A 14,855-nucleotide genomic window follows, 5' to 3' on the forward strand; every position below is an offset into this window, starting at 1 on the left:
ACTTAAATAGAAAACCTCACCTATCATATCTGCTGGCCCATTCTTTTTCGGTATTTCTGTATGGCTTTTGTTACCACTTCATAGACAAGATGTCCAATTCCCTTTCCTATTAAGGTTCCAGACCCAGCATAAGGTGACCTTTCACCTTGTTGGGTGACAGCGAGAACCATGGCATCTGTGGAAGTTCCTGTAGCAATCGTGCCGGTCTTCGGATCTTGCACCTTTAAATCATGTAGCGCCTTTACTTTTGCCTCGGTGGCTGACATCATTGCATTGACCAGCCCACCATCCGTTAAATGTGCATCGATAAAAAGCATGATGTTAATGGTCCCAAGGGTCACCGGTGTCTGACAGAGCTCCGTACTTGTTATATCAACCGCATTTCCAACCCCTGCTGTAACTACTGCCATGAACTCCATTCCCTCGATTTCCTTCTTACTTATCACAACATCCGAAAGTTTGACAGCTGTCATCATCCCGACTGACTGTTCAGTCGGGATTTCCCTTTGCCGCAGCCACCCCCTGATATCTTTTAGAGGATTATCACAGTTATAATCCTTATCTACATGAAAGTTGCAGAAATGTTTCTGCCATTGAATCCCTTCGCCTATCACTCCATTGGAGATGGTTCTTAAGGGCATGATTGATTGGACATGAACGCACCTTTCATCCGCTTCCATTAAAAAATTTTCATGAAATCCCTGCACTTTCTTCTTTACTTCTAATTTTGGCGTCATTAAAAGTTGAGGCTTTGGGACAACTGGATGTGGTCCTGCTTTGATAAATACATCATATACTCTTTCAAGTTGCTCCTCTTTTCGGAGTGTGTCAGAGTCCCCCACCTCCAGAAACCTTCCATTATGTAAAAGTGCCAAACGATCTGCATATAAGGAAGCCACATTCAAATCATGCAAGATGGCAAAGACAGTCAGGCCTTTCGTATGCTGCCACTCTTTGATAAGGTCCAACATATGAAAAGTGTGCTTGATATCAAGATGGTTGGTCGGCTCATCCAACAGGAGAATCTCCGGTTCCTGAGCAAGGGACTTTGCAAGAAGTACCCGCTGCTTCTCTCCCCCGCTCAATTTGCGGAACTGCTTATTTTTGTGCACGGTCACCCCGGTAATATCCATCACCTGCTGCATGATTTCCTTATCTTTTTTGGTAAGGTTCTTAAGCAACCCTTTTTGGTGTGGGTACCGCCCAAGACTAATGATTTCTTCGACAGTATAATCAAATGAAACCTGTAATTCCTGTGTAAGCACCGCCATTTTTTTAGCCTTTTCCAACTTTGTCAAGGAAGAGAGTGGCCTCCCTGAAAGCAACAATTCTCCCTCTACCACCGGAAGCTGCCCTGTCACAAGTTTGAAGAGGGTTGTCTTCCCGCTCCCGTTCGGACCGAGCAACGCAAAGAATTCCCCTTTCTCTATTGTCAGGTCCACCCCGCTTATAATTGGTTTTTCCGGCCGATACCCGCCAACTAGCCGCTTCAGTTCAATCATTTTCCTTCCCCTTCCCAATCCTTTCTCTGATAAGAAGACAAGCAAAGACTGGGGCACCAATCAATGCGGTTATTACACCTATCGGCAGTTCCTTTGGTGCAATGATGGTTCTTGCAAGTAAATCTGCCAATACCAAGAACCCCCCACCTATAAGCATAGAAAAAGGGAGTACGTGACGATGATTTGGCCCAGTCAGTAGCCTCACCAAATGAGGAATCACCAGTCCCACGAACCCGATGGATCCCGACACGGCAACTGCAGAACCTGTCAGAAGCGAAGCACCAAATAAGATGAGTATTTTTCCCCGCTTCACATTCACTCCAATATGATCTGCCGCTTCCTCCCCCAACGCCATCGCATTTAATTCACGATAATGCAGAAACAAAAGAATGGAACCGGCCACCATAAACGGGAAAATAAGTTGTACATGCCCCCAACTTCTCATCCCCACACTTCCGTATAGCCAATAAATGATTTGGGTCATCGCTTCCTTATCACCAAGGGCAATGATCAATGAAATGATCGAGCTGATAAATGCGCTGATGATGATACCTGCTAGGATGATGGTTTCTATCGCCAGCCCCCGGCTGCTCAACCTGACTAGTCCAAAAACAAGGAGCAAACATAACAGTCCACTGACAATGGCCACAACAGGAAGGGTGAAACTTCCCAGCCCTATTATGGTGATGTTGAAAAAAAGCACGGCAACCGCCCCCAATGCAGCTCCGGAGGAAACCCCGATGGTGTAGGGATCAGCAAGGGGATTCCTTAACAACCCTTGAAAAGCTGCACCGGCAAGCGCAAGGGCTGCACCGACAAACAAGGCCAGCAACACACGCGGAAAGCGGATATTCCAAATAATCATTTCTTCATTCTTCGGAATGTCCGGTAGCCAGCCCATCCCAAGTGTATTTTGCGTTAAGATATGCAAGATTGTTGGGATCGGGATGGAGACACTGCTGTTCAATAAACCAAGGAGGGCTGCACCAAGTACAAACCCTCCGCTACCAAGATATAACCAAAATAGTCTATTACTCAAAAATCTCCGGATAGATAAGTTTCGCAAGGTGCTCCACCCCTTCAATCAAGCGAGGTCCAGGCCTTGTAACAGTATCACTGTCCACATCATGTACATTTCCATCTTTGATGGCAGGAACTTCCCCCCACCCAGAACGGGCCAAAACCCCCTCTTTTGGGTTTTCCACATAATAGCCATAGGTAGTGATGATCACATCTGGATTTAGCTGGACAATTTCCTCTTCCGTCAGTTTCACCCAGCCCTCCTGATTTCCTGCAGCGTTTTCCGCTTGTATGGACTCAAGCATTTCATGCATGAAAGTCCCTTGACCTGTCGTAAAGATATCCGGCGCAGGAGAAACCTCTACCCAAACTCTTTTCTTTTCTGTCACTTGCTTTGCTTTTTCTTCCACTGTAAGTAGTCGTTCCTTCATATTGGCAATCAGCGTTTCCGCTTCTGCAGTTGCACCAGTTGCTTTTCCAATCAATTCGATTGTTTCATATACATCCGCAAAAGAGGATTCGCTGCCAATGACAATGACATTTATGCCGGCATCCTTATACTGTTGGAGGATGGTATTATGATTCTGATGATGATAATCCGTTACAAAAATCACATCAGGCATCAGCGTCAAAATCATTTCCGCATTCATGTCCTGGCCGCCCACCTTTTCCACATCGGCGGTTTCCACTGGATAGTTACAATAATCGGACACACCGATCATTTTGTCTCCAAGGCCAAGAGCATAAGCGATTTCCGTATTACTTGGTTGCATGGATATGATGCTTTCAGGCTCTTTTTCAAGGGTGATTTCCTGACCTGAATCGTCCTTTATTGTGACAGGAAAGGCTGAGTTTTGCGATTGCTCCTCACCGCTTGTATTTTCACCGATTGCTGTATCATTTACATTTCCGTTTGTTTCCTTAGTAATGGACCCACATCCTGTTAATATTCCAACAATTAAAATTAATACAAGACCGATGTTTCCCCATTTTTGTTTGATTTGCTCCATCTCTTTTACTCCTCTACTTTTTCTATTGAATAGGTGATTTTCTAAATTTTTTCCGCAACCCCGGCTGATTCAAAGGTCGCCATCTCTTTTACAATGTTTGTTGCTGCCTCCAGGATTGGAAAGGCAAGAGCTGCTCCCGTCCCTTCCCCAAGCCGGAGACCGAGATTTAAGATCGGCTTTTTATCTAGTAGCATGATAGCATGCTGATGACCAGCCTCTTTGGATTGATGACCGATGAAAAGGTATCCCTTTACTCCAGGGTATAGTCTCTGGGCAACCAGGGCAGCCACGGTGCTGATGAAACCATCCACAAGTACAGGGATTTTCCGCTCCGCTGCCGATAAAATGGCTCCAACCATTCCAGCAATCTCAAGGCCACCGACCTTTGATAGCGTATCGATTGGATCGTTCGGGTCAGGATTCCTTTCTTGAAGTGATTGACGAATGACTTGTTGTTTCCATTTCAATTGTTCAACACTTATTCCAGTTCCATTCCCAATGACATCCTCTACATCCAAACCGCTTAAGGCTGACAAGATAGCACTGCTGCTCGTGGTGTTGCCAATTCCCATTTCCCCGATGATCAGACATTTCGCACCGCTTTCGATGACACTTGTTGCCATGTCGCTTCCCACTTCAATCGCCTGCCATGCCTCCTCTCTGGTCATGGCGTCCACGTTCAGGAAGTTAGCTGTCCCATGGCGGATTTTTTTCATGTGAAGTCCTACCCTGTCCACATCTGCTGACACCCCTATGTCGACAATTTCAACTTTTGCACCGATCTGTTTCGCCAATACATTGATGGCCGCTCCCCCATCAAGGAAATTGTGCACCATTTGCACTGTCACTTCCTGAGGGTATGCTGACACTCCCTCGGAAGCTACTCCATGATCTGCAGCAAATACAATGATTCCTGCTGGTGATACCTCAGGAAAATCCTCCTCGGTAATCTGCGCAAGCTGGATGGCGATTTCCTCCACAGCCCCTAAACTTCCTTGAGGCTTGGTCAAGGTGTTTAAATACGCCTCCATCTTCCCCCCTTGCATCAGGTTGATAGGCTTTATATTATAGACTTTCCCCATACGCTTCCCCTGCCTCCTTTTTGCTTAACAACTGAAATTCAAGCATCCTTTCCTTAATCCTTTCCATAGAAAGATGCTTGCTCACAACATCTGCCAATCTATCAAATGACTCTTCTCTTTTTCTATCAAAAGAGAGCCTGTTAGTAATGGGAGAAAGGCCTTTTTTTCGTCGTAATGTGTTCAACAATTCCTCTCTGAAACCGTCATTATGGAAGATCCCGTGGAAGTATGTACCTATAATATTGTCAATTTGCACCCCATCTGTTCGGTCTGCTAACACGACAAACGGCATGACGTCTTCTCCGTCATGGGCTCTAGATACTCCCATGTGGATTTCATAACCCTTTATAGAAAAGTGTTTCCCCTCAAAGGCCAGCATTCCCTCGGAAAGAACGGTTTTCTTTTCCTCTGCCATGTGCGTTTTCATTGGGATGAGCCCAAGACCGGAAACCACTTTTAACGAAGATTCCACCTCATACTCGTCCACAACTACTTCTCCAAGCATTTGATAGCCACCGCAAATCCCGATTACTTGTGTCCTATGTTCTGCCAGAGTCTGTATCCGGTTCCCAAGTCCACTTTCATGCAAAAATAGTAGATCACTTAACGTATTTTTGCTACCAGGGAGGATGACCAAGTCCGGTTTTCCGAGTTCTTCCGCCTTTTGCACATACCTCACATGGCAATCCTCCTCGGAAAAAAGTGGATCCATATCGGTGAAGTTTGAGATATATGGGAAGCGGATCACCGCGATATCCAAATCTTTCGTCTCATCTATAATTTTGGAAAAGCTATCAAGGACGACAGAGTCCTCGGCTTCAATATGTAAACCAGTTACAAAAGGGATCACACCTAATACCGGAACGCCGGTATATACTTCAAACCATTCCAGCCCAGGTTCGAGGAGGGATACATCCCCCCTGAATTTATTGATGACAACGCCGATGACCCTTTTACGATCGTCCTCTTCTAACAACTGCAATGTTCCGACAAGACTTGCAAATACACCCCCTTTTTCAATGTCCCCTACAAGAATGACCGGTGCATTGGTCAACCTGGCAATACGCATGTTCACAAGCTCCCGATCATTGAGGTTCACTTCAGCTGGGCTCCCCGCCCCTTCTATCACGATGATCTCGTATTCCCTTTGAAGGCGAAAATAGCTCTCCGTTATTACTTGTAGACCCTTCTCGTAGAAATCTTGTCGATAAACACCCGCCTTCATGTTTCGCAAAGGCTTTCCATTTACTACAATTTGAGATTGATAGTCGCCGGTAGGCTTGATCAAAATGGGATTCATGTCGGTGGTGGCCACCACACCAGCAGCTTCCGCCTGGACACCCTGTGCCCTGCCTATTTCTTTCCCATCTTTGGTTATATAGGAGTTAAGCGCCATGTTTTGTGATTTGAAGGGTGCGGTTTTATGACCTTCTCTCGCAAATATCCTGCATAATGCCGTTACCACAGCACTTTTTCCCGCATCAGAATGCGTTCCTTGGATCATCAGTGGCGTACCTTTAAACATGAAGTTTTACCTCCAGACACCTTTGAATCCAGTTCTCCACCATCCCTGGGTTGGAGGCAAAATGAATATGCGTATAACCAGCAACAAGGTTTTTGCTAATATACCCATCTGTCCCTTTTCCTTTCATCCCTTTTGTTTCAAAAGCGGCCGTCAGCTCTGTTTCATGATGGAAGGTGGAATAGTGGAACTCATGGCCCCTCGCCACCTCTCCCTCCTTCAAGAGAAAATTCCCATTTAGACCTTTGACATCCCTGTATCCAAGAGCGGCGAGCCTAGGTTGCATTTGCACGATACCTGGAATGACCCCAACCATGGGATAAGTTTCTCCGCCCACTGTCACAAGTTCCTTGCATAAATACATATAGCCTCCACATTCCGCAAAGGTTGGGATCCCCCTTTTCACGACAGCCTGATAGATGCTATCCATGCTTTTTGCATTAAAAGAGAGCCTCGGTGCAAATTCCTCCGGAAAACCTCCACCAAGATATAAACCGTCCACATCATGTGGGACCTCCTCATTTTCCAAGGGAGAGAAGAAGATTAACTCTGCCCCTCTCATTTGCAGAAGCTCCAAGTTCTCTTCGTAATAAAAATGAAAGGCAGGGTCATAGGCGACAGCTATACGGACCCTTTTGTTGGGATATGTAGTAAAAATGGAAGGTTCATTCTGAGTTGGAATCTCGAAAGCTTCTTCAGCCAATTCATATAAGCGTTCCACATCCACGGTACTTGCAACACGCTCACCCAATCCATTAAAAAACCCATCAAGCTCTCCACGTTCAATGGATGGAACAAGCCCTAAATGTCGCTCTGGCATCTCGAATTCAGACTCCCTTGTCATATAACCAATAACAGGGATATTACATTCCGCTTCGACCGCAGCCTTAATCAAATGAAAATGCCCTTCGCTTCCCACTTTATTCGCTATTACACCAACAATATTCACTTGCCCTGAAAGGGCCTGATATCCTTTGACCATTGCAGCCGCACTCCTTGCCATGCCGGAGCAATCCACCACAAGCACCACAGGACTGCCGGTGAGGATGCTTATTTCTGCACTGCTTCCTTCATCAGAAAGCGGATCTTTCCCATCATAGAAGCCCATCACCCCTTCTATGATGGAAATATCGGCACCCTCACTTCCACGAACCAAAACTTCTCTCACACAATCTGGTGAAAGCATCCAACTATCCAGATTCCGCGACTTCCTTCCTGTTACCGCTGTATGGTAAGAGGTGTCGATATAATCCGGACCGCATTTAAAACCCTGGACACAAAGACCCTTTCTTCGCATCGCTGCCATCAAACCAATTGTAATGGTTGTCTTCCCTACTCCGCTGCCTGTTCCCGCTATCAGAATCCTTCTTTTCCCCATTCTTCTCTCACCACCGTCTTCTTAAAATTCCACACCTTTAACTGCCGGGATTCCCTTATCGTAATAATGCTTTTCCGCATGTACGACCGATACCAGATCAGCTGCCGCTTGGACTTGATCAGGTGCGTCTCTTCCGGTTATGACAAGGTGAACGTGCTCAGGCTTATTCCTGATAAGTTCTAAGACCTCTGTCAATGGTAGGACATCATCAACTGGAAAACTCTGAATGGATAAAGCGTTATTCAATTCATCCAAGACAACTATGTCGTAGTCCCCACTCATGACAGCGTCTTTTGCTTTTGGCCAACCGATGCGGAGCGCTTCACGATGCTCCTCTGGAGTCTTTGTCCAGGTGAATCCTATTCCCAGTTGTTTTATCTCTACTCCTAGTTTACTCAGGGAAATCTGTTCGCCGTATGTGCGCTCAGGGGATTTGATGAACTGATAGATCTTCACCTTCATCCCCCTGCCTACCGCTCGAACTGCCAAACCTATTGCCGACGTTGTTTTGCCTTTGCCATCTCCGGTGTACACTAGTGTCAAGCCCCTTTGTTTTGTTTTCCGATTCATAACCATACCTCCTGTTTTTTTGCATAAAAAAACGCCTTTCTGCTAGATGCAAAAAGACGTTTAAAGGTCCATCCAATCCAGATACTCTTTTAAAACTCTTCCACGAGGACTCGCTTTAAATTTGAAAACTGGAGAAAAATAAATGAATGTCACTTTAAGCATTCTTTCCTCGCAGAATCCTTAAAAACAAATAGGCAGGTCTCCTGACTTACGTTTCAAGCACATCACCGACCCTTCCCATGCTGTTGCACAGTGGATAATCTCGGCAATATTCAACGCTTACAGTGGCGGGGTCCGTGCTGGATTTTCACCAGCTTCCCTTTTAACCTTTCTTCACAAAGGCACCTAAATGTTGTATTGTATCAATCAATTATGAAATTTTATATTATTGCATTTACACTATACAAGCTTAAATTAACAACGCATTTATTGTAGCCTATTTTCTTTCGAATGTCTTTAGAAAATTTTGCGGCTTTTGAAAAAAGTTTAATAAATCAATAAAATGTCCTCTCACCAAAAAGGATTTGCAAAGGTATGTTAGCGGTGCTTTTTATGTTTTAGAAAATTTAATATGACTGACAAAAATTATTATCTATGTCTATATGAAACCTTAAATACAATATTTCTCTCCATTATTTTAATGTTTTCTCAGATTTTTTTACGAGAGCTTTTTCCGATACTTTAAGGTTGCTGCTATACTCGATAAACTCAATTTCACATCCAGGACCAATCTCTACTGAATTCCCACGAACAACTCTCGCCCTGGTATATTCTAGCTTAACCACATCACCTTCAATGATATTTGCATGTAATTCTCTACGCAAAGCTTTAATTAACTTATCCAAATGAAGAATAGGCTGCCGATTTCTTGATACAGTAATAACTTCTCCTCCGATTTCCTTCACAGTTGATTTCCCATGTAACGATATTTCAACGTGATCTGCATTTAGTAAACCATCGATAGTAAAGGCTCCATTTAGCTCTGCTTTCTCTACTTCACAATCCCCAGCTACTTTGATTATTCCATCGAGGAGAATGTCGTCGCCTTTTATTGTTTTTTTCACTCGTGTGTGCCCCTTAATTTCCATTTTACGAAAAAATGCTGTTCCGTCTATCGTTAAATCCCCATGGATCTCCATCACCTCTGAAGAAAAATTCCCCTGTACCTTTGTACTTCCATTGATTGCAGCGTGGTGGGCCGTGATATTACCATTTATTTTTGCTGATCCATTACACTCAAAATTTTTACATTCCACATCTCCATGTAATGCTCCATGTCCGTTGATTTCAACCTTTATGAAAGATCCACCAGCAGATTCACTATGACCAGAAAGAATTAAGTCCCCTTTTGCTTTTAGAACCATAATAATACCCTCCCATTATTTAATTTGACTAATCTGTACTATGTTTTTCGAGTTTTTAACTTTATTTGTAAAGGAAGATCTATATTCTACTTTCTCAATATGACATTTCACACCTAGTACAATCTTATTTCCTCTAACTATTTTTGCTTTAGTATGTTCTAGATAAATGTCATCTCCTTCTATTAACTCTGCTTCTAGTGTGTAAGATTGTTTCAAGAAACTTCTACTTTTGATTACTATCTTCTCACCACCAATCTCACCGACCTTACTAGGAGCAACTTGTAAATTCACCTGCAAATCACCAACATTCAACAACCCAGTGATATTAAATCCCCCTTTAAGGTTCATTTTTTCTAGCTCTACATTTCCAGTACTATTGAGAAACCCTCTCATATCAAGGGTATTTGCTTTCATCGACTTCCTAACCTTTAGCTCACCAATGACTTTTATTCTATTACTATTTAATTCTTCATCTATACTTAGTTTCCCAGTTACATGCACCTGCTCCATTGACGCCTTTCCGTTTATACAATACTCCCCAATAATCTTTGTTTCTTGGCAACGAACATCTTCAAAGATTTCCCCTTGACCTATAACTTTTATTTTTTCGTATTCTCCACCAGGATAGCTTCCTTCTCCTATAACCTTTAAGTTTTTATTTGTTTCCTTTATCATTTAAAAACCCCCTGTTACTAAAATATTCAATAGTTCATCTACTTCTGTATCAATATCCAATGATACAGCCACTTTTGTTTTTTCATCTACGTAGAAATCATCAGGATTGGAAACAAGCAACACTGTTACAACTCCCATTTTTCTAAACACCACTAATGAAGCACGTCTTTCCTCTAGCTTCGGAAAGTGGTCATGTAATGTTTGTATGATTTGCTTTCCTTCTTCCCATCCGATCTCTCCCGTCTCCAATGATTTATCTAAAAGATACAAATATAGGGAACTTTGAAAGGAAACCATATCCAATTCACGGAATTGTTCTTCATAAATAGCTACAGCATTTGACGAAACAATGTTTCTCTCTAAAATCTCCTTCCTTGATATGTTAACCTCCTTCTTCTTTGGAGATAATGCATTTGCTAATTCATCCAGTGATAAATTGTCCTTTAACTCTTTGATTCTGTTAATTCTTTCAATCATTTTCTCTCTTGGAAAAAACGTTTCTTGCCCTGTAAATGTCGATTTTCTTATAAACCAATCGTCCGGTATTAACTTTTTTCTCTTCCAGCGATAGAGCTGTCCGTAAGTAATGTCCGTTTGCTCTAACAAGTCTTTTTTAGAGATTAATTCTTCATCCATTGTCTTCACTCCTTAAACGTAATGTAACATAACACTGTTACACTGTAAAGATATAATCTTGTGATATTTTTCAATACCTTATTCACATGAAGCACCTGCTTAATATGAGTAATTCACAACAATCTGGCCTCAAAATGAAAAAGAGCGCTAATCCATGTAAGAGGATAGCGCCCGATTGTTGGACTATGAAACATACCAAAGGTCCCACTGTGAGTAAGTTCTAATTTATTTGCGTAACACATCTGTTTTGCCATCTTAAGTAGGGAAATCTAACGATCCACCATTGAGAAAGAAAATGGATACAACACCGTTAATATACTTGGTGAGAAAGGTTGCTGAAAGTTGACCCTTCAAGACCAATCAACGCCATCCCATGAGGATTGCAACTTTCGCAACAGAACAATTTGTCCGAGATGATACGTATCGTGCATCATGATATTGCTGAGTAAACGTTCAGTAGAGTATCTGTTCGCGGTATATGGAGCTTTTAACTTTTCATCGTCAAGGTTCGCTATGACCGTTTTTAAATTATTCATGACTTCATCAAAGTGTTGTACTGTCTGCGCCCACCCAATTTCGTCTTCTGGATCCCCCGGATTCCCAAAGGTTTTTTCATTGTCTTCTGCCCTATGTGGATTCTCTGTGCCCTTAATTCGGTGGATTACGTCTTCATTCCAAAATATCAAGTGGTTGACAATTTGCCATATCGAATTGCTGATTCCAGAACTAGTCCATGCTGCCTCTGCTGGAGTGACTCCATGAAGCGCCTGATTCATTGATGCAAACCAATCATTCTCATGGTAATGCATGTCTAGTTGTTCTAAAAACACTTTGGTTACAACTTGCATCCTACCAATCCCCTAACTGTTTAGAATAAACTTTCATTAAAGTCTGCTTTCGTAAACTTTGTTTCTTTTCCATATTTCTATATGTACCTGAAAATTCCTCAAAACAACGTTTACTTTGACTTATTCGACTCATCCAGCCTTAATTCCTTCATACTGACAAAAAAGCACCCCATTGACAGACAATCTATCTGTCTACTAAAATGATTTAATTTGAAACGACAGCTTGCTATTCGGCCATGCTTTCGATAATAAATAATATCCACCAACCTACATTTAGGGCGCGATCCTTTATCAAGGTTCAGCGCTCATTACCAAAGCTTTGAATCACGAACCAATTCTCCTAAGCAAAGAAGGTTATGTAAACTATCATCACCTAAACGTGAATAACTATCACAATACGTTTAAAACTTGGAAAATTACCTTTATTGCTTCAATTTTCTTAAATAGAGTAAAAAAATGGCGGGAAAATAACAGATAAATCAAATGCTACTTAGTGATAGTTAGAATTCTAATCAAATCACTGTAAGTTTTCTCCGTTAAGTATAAAACAAACAGCCATTCTATAGAGAACGGTTGGACTAGTTATATTCTTTTATAAATTAGTAAGCGAAATTGATTTCAGCATCAATTTGATGGATTACCGCCAATAAGGTTGTTCCATCTCAGTAACTATACCTGAACGAGGATGCACTAAAAAGTACCTTCCATCCCCTTCAAAATGGTAATCCCCATAACGAATAAAGAACCGCGTATCATCCGTATATATAGGTACAGTATCTCTGTACCTTTCTTCATTATGTACAACAATATTAGATACGTCATACCTACTTTCAAAAACCAATTGTTTAGCCTGTTCAAAAGTGTAGGTCGGTCTGAAAAAAATAAAGAATAATAAAGGAATAAAAAAGAATATAACTAAAGATGGCTTTGTCCATTTACTACTCATTCCCTGTTTCAAAAAATAGTAAGAGATAAAAAAACCAGTCGTCATAAACGGAATTAATAAACCTAAATCGAATACACCCCTGTAAAGAGTAAAATTCAAAAATACTAAGATGCAGAATTCCATAATTGTAGCACCTAAAATATATAGTATAAACTTTTTGTTCTTCCTCATTTTTATCTCCTTGGTTGATTGTATCTATGTCTAATTAACAGTCCTATAGCTTAATACCAATTATTTCATAATCTACAAATTCCTACAATAAGATATTTAAGCTTGCCAATATAAAAAAGAGCGCTGACCCTTGTTCCTGGATTGCGCCCGTTTACGGAAGGTGCTCAACTTTCTCCAACCGTTTGTAAAGTAAAAAATTTACGAAATATCCACTTTTTGAAAGTGCTCAACTGTCGGGAATGGATCATAAAAATGATGGAGCGCATTTTTCCATTCTTGATATTCTTGTGATTTTCTAAATCCGACTGTATGATCTTCTAAAGTTTCCCAACTCACTAATAATAAATACTTCCCCTCAGCTTCCAAACAACGCTGTAATTCGTGGGATAAATAGCCTTTCATCGATGAAATAATTATTGATGCCTTACGAAAAGCTTCCTCATATTCCTGTTCCATACCTTTTTTAACTTGAAGCATGACAGCTTCTAATATCATAAAATCTCCCCTTCTATGTCCAATTATAGAATGAATATTTCACTCTATATCTTCTTTTTATGATTTAAAAAGTCGCTCTTCTCTATTCAAGAAATGTGCCTCTTATATGGAATAAGCTCCTTTGGAGAATTGCTTTACCTTATCTTTGATAGTCTCTAAAGTATCATTCAAAATTTTTAACTATTGAGATTTAATACTTTCCGATAATATTCCCTTAATTCAGCTGAATTATCTTTCCATTCAACTGGATGTCCGTTTACTATTTGGTGAAGTACATCAAGACATCTATGCCATCCTGCCGCTGTATTAATTGCCCATGAACCATCGTTAAAAGTATGGGTAAAGATCATTCGACAACCCTTATCCTCTTCCCACAATGAAATGTTTATCAAATCATCAACTTCACGAAACCCAAATAAATATGGCTTTTCTAACTCTGTGACGGTAGCCGTGTATGTGGTACCTTCACCGTCATCGAAGGTAATCTTACCACCAAGTCTGAGGTCCATCTCCCCTGTTGCAAATGGGTACCATTGGGAGAAATAACTAGGTTTTGTAATGACACGGAAAACCTCTTCTGGGTTTTGAGGGAAAATTCGTTCAAATTTTAATTCATAACGACCGTTTGACTCATGTAGTGTAACATTTTCATTCATCATTTCATCCACCTTTTTTATATTCTCGTAGTCTTGCTAATCACTATATGCTCAGAAAAAACATAAACAATATTTTATAGTACCAAACCAATATATAACTAAAAAAATAATGAAATCAGTTTCGTGTTCTCCGCCCAAAAAAATATAGAATAAGGTAATAGAACAAAAAAGCGCTAGTTAGTGTAATTGCAAGTCTACCTCACTTTTCACCTGATTTACTCATAAATAAAATATGAACCGTTCTTTCAATAATCTCCCATTTTCTAAATTCAAATTTTTGAATAGTAACGGTGTACCGCTTAGCATTAATTTTTTATTAGTTAAACTCCAACAAGCTTCCGATAGCTTAATTGAGTTTTTTCACCCCGAAATTTTCCATATAATTGCTCAAGTTGAGAGATATCTTTTGCAATCATTTCTCTAATTTTTACTTTTTCCTCTTATTATCTAATGTTTTCTTCTTACCCTCCCCTGCTCTTATATGTAGGAGGATTTTTGACCGTATCTAACATAAATAATAATGTAAAATCAGCCTATCATCATGGGAAAGCCCCTCAAAATATTGTTCGAGGGACGATCACTTTGAATGTAATCGCCCCTCTTGGTTAATACAAAAATATTATTTATTAAGTTCGATTGCCTCTTGAATCATAGAAATAAACAAATCTGGTTTAATGTCCTCAACTTTTTTTACCTGTATATGACGCATTTGTTTACCTGTTCCTTGAAGGACACCTCCCTTGTCAGAAAGGTCTGAACCTCGATAAAACCCTAAGTTCACATGCTTTTTAGCAGTGGCTAAATAACATACTAGTCCATTTTGTGCATAACTCGGTTTAGACCATTTAACCTCTTCGATAATTTCTGAAGAAGACTTAAAAACAATCTCCCTTAGGTGGTTAGTTATTTCTTGAATTGGCTCGGTTAACGTTTCAATTAATTTCGTGACCTCAATATTTTCTCTTGTGTTCATGGTTTAA

General features: G+C 41.0%; 15 protein-coding genes, 1 pseudogene and 1 riboswitch. Of the genes and pseudogenes, 1 reads left to right on the top strand and 15 read right to left on the bottom strand.

Annotation, left to right across the window (positions count from 1 at the left end; translation table 11 throughout):
• Positions 1-23: 23 nt before the first annotated feature.
• The 11 genes from MKY77_RS12420 to MKY77_RS12470 form a co-directional block, all read right to left on the bottom strand.
• Positions 24-1,502 (bottom strand): adenosylcobinamide amidohydrolase, encoded by a 1,479-nt coding sequence (locus MKY77_RS12420; RefSeq protein ID WP_339146138.1) that lies wholly within the window; start codon positions 1,500-1,502, stop codon positions 24-26.
• Positions 1,495-2,568 carry an iron ABC transporter permease gene (locus tag MKY77_RS12425; protein ID WP_339146139.1) on the bottom strand — a complete coding sequence of 358 codons (1,074 nt, stop codon included), beginning with the start codon at positions 2,566-2,568 and terminating at the stop codon, positions 1,495-1,497. Before MKY77_RS12425 ends, MKY77_RS12420 begins: the two co-directional genes overlap by 8 nt.
• Positions 2,534-3,532: an ABC transporter substrate-binding protein gene (locus MKY77_RS12430; RefSeq protein WP_339146140.1), complete on the bottom strand. Its 999-nt coding sequence runs from the start codon at positions 3,530-3,532 to the stop codon at positions 2,534-2,536. Before MKY77_RS12430 ends, MKY77_RS12425 begins: the two co-directional genes overlap by 35 nt.
• A 41-nt stretch (positions 3,533-3,573) precedes the next feature.
• Positions 3,574-4,614, bottom strand: a complete 1,041-nt coding sequence (gene cobT / locus MKY77_RS12435) for a nicotinate-nucleotide--dimethylbenzimidazole phosphoribosyltransferase (RefSeq protein WP_339146141.1) — start codon at positions 4,612-4,614, stop codon at positions 3,574-3,576.
• Complete coding sequence (locus MKY77_RS12440; protein WP_339146142.1) at positions 4,598-6,139, bottom strand: cobyric acid synthase; 1,542 nt, start codon at positions 6,137-6,139, stop codon at positions 4,598-4,600. The genes cobT and MKY77_RS12440 overlap by 17 nt, the downstream gene beginning before the upstream one ends.
• Positions 6,132-7,514, bottom strand: coding sequence for a cobyrinate a,c-diamide synthase (locus tag MKY77_RS12445; protein WP_339146143.1), 1,383 nt, complete (start codon positions 7,512-7,514; stop codon positions 6,132-6,134). The genes MKY77_RS12440 and MKY77_RS12445 overlap by 8 nt, the downstream gene beginning before the upstream one ends.
• Before the next feature lie 21 nt (positions 7,515-7,535).
• Complete coding sequence (locus MKY77_RS12450; protein ID WP_339146144.1) at positions 7,536-8,084, bottom strand: cob(I)yrinic acid a,c-diamide adenosyltransferase; 549 nt, start codon at positions 8,082-8,084, stop codon at positions 7,536-7,538.
• 175 nt (positions 8,085-8,259) lie between these two features.
• Positions 8,260-8,448, bottom strand: a riboswitch (cobalamin riboswitch).
• Positions 8,449-8,716: 268 nt separating this feature from the next.
• Positions 8,717-9,448, bottom strand: a complete 732-nt coding sequence (locus tag MKY77_RS12455; protein WP_339146145.1) for a polymer-forming cytoskeletal protein — start codon at positions 9,446-9,448, stop codon at positions 8,717-8,719.
• Positions 9,449-9,463: 15 nt separating this feature from the next.
• Entirely contained in the window at positions 9,464-10,123 is a 660-nt protein-coding gene (locus MKY77_RS12460) for a hypothetical protein (RefSeq protein ID WP_339146147.1), read from the bottom strand.
• On the bottom strand, positions 10,124-10,759 hold the full coding sequence (locus MKY77_RS12465) for a YhbD family protein (RefSeq protein ID WP_339146149.1): 636 nt from the start codon (positions 10,757-10,759) through the stop codon (positions 10,124-10,126).
• 350 nt (positions 10,760-11,109) lie between these two features.
• A complete protein-coding gene (locus MKY77_RS12470) occupies positions 11,110-11,607 on the bottom strand; it encodes a DinB family protein (RefSeq protein WP_339146150.1) in 498 nt (165 codons plus the stop codon).
• 289 nt (positions 11,608-11,896) lie between these two features.
• On the opposite strand from MKY77_RS12470, the pseudogene MKY77_RS12475 reads away from it, so the two are divergent.
• Positions 11,897-12,111, top strand: a pseudogene (locus tag MKY77_RS12475) (hypothetical protein); the annotation flags it as partial.
• A gap of 133 nt (positions 12,112-12,244) precedes the next feature.
• On the opposite strand, the gene MKY77_RS12480 reads toward MKY77_RS12475, so the two are convergent.
• From MKY77_RS12480 to MKY77_RS12495, 4 genes are all read right to left on the bottom strand, one after another.
• Positions 12,245-12,724 carry a hypothetical protein gene (locus MKY77_RS12480; protein ID WP_339146151.1) on the bottom strand — a complete coding sequence of 160 codons (480 nt, stop codon included), beginning with the start codon at positions 12,722-12,724 and terminating at the stop codon, positions 12,245-12,247.
• A 198-nt stretch (positions 12,725-12,922) separates the two neighbouring features.
• Positions 12,923-13,219, bottom strand: coding sequence for an antibiotic biosynthesis monooxygenase (locus MKY77_RS12485; RefSeq protein WP_339146152.1), 297 nt, complete (start codon positions 13,217-13,219; stop codon positions 12,923-12,925).
• A 176-nt stretch (positions 13,220-13,395) separates the two neighbouring features.
• Positions 13,396-13,875: an SRPBCC family protein gene (locus tag MKY77_RS12490; protein ID WP_339149806.1), complete on the bottom strand. Its 480-nt coding sequence runs from the start codon at positions 13,873-13,875 to the stop codon at positions 13,396-13,398.
• 619 nt (positions 13,876-14,494) lie between these two features.
• A complete protein-coding gene (locus MKY77_RS12495; protein ID WP_339146153.1) occupies positions 14,495-14,848 on the bottom strand; it encodes a DUF1801 domain-containing protein in 354 nt (117 codons plus the stop codon).
• Positions 14,849-14,855: the final 7 nt, after the last annotated feature.

Origin of the sequence: Sutcliffiella sp. FSL R7-0096 (genome assembly GCF_038595065.1) — a bacterium.
Taxonomy (GTDB): Bacteria; Bacillota; Bacilli; order Bacillales; family Bacillaceae_I; genus Sutcliffiella_A.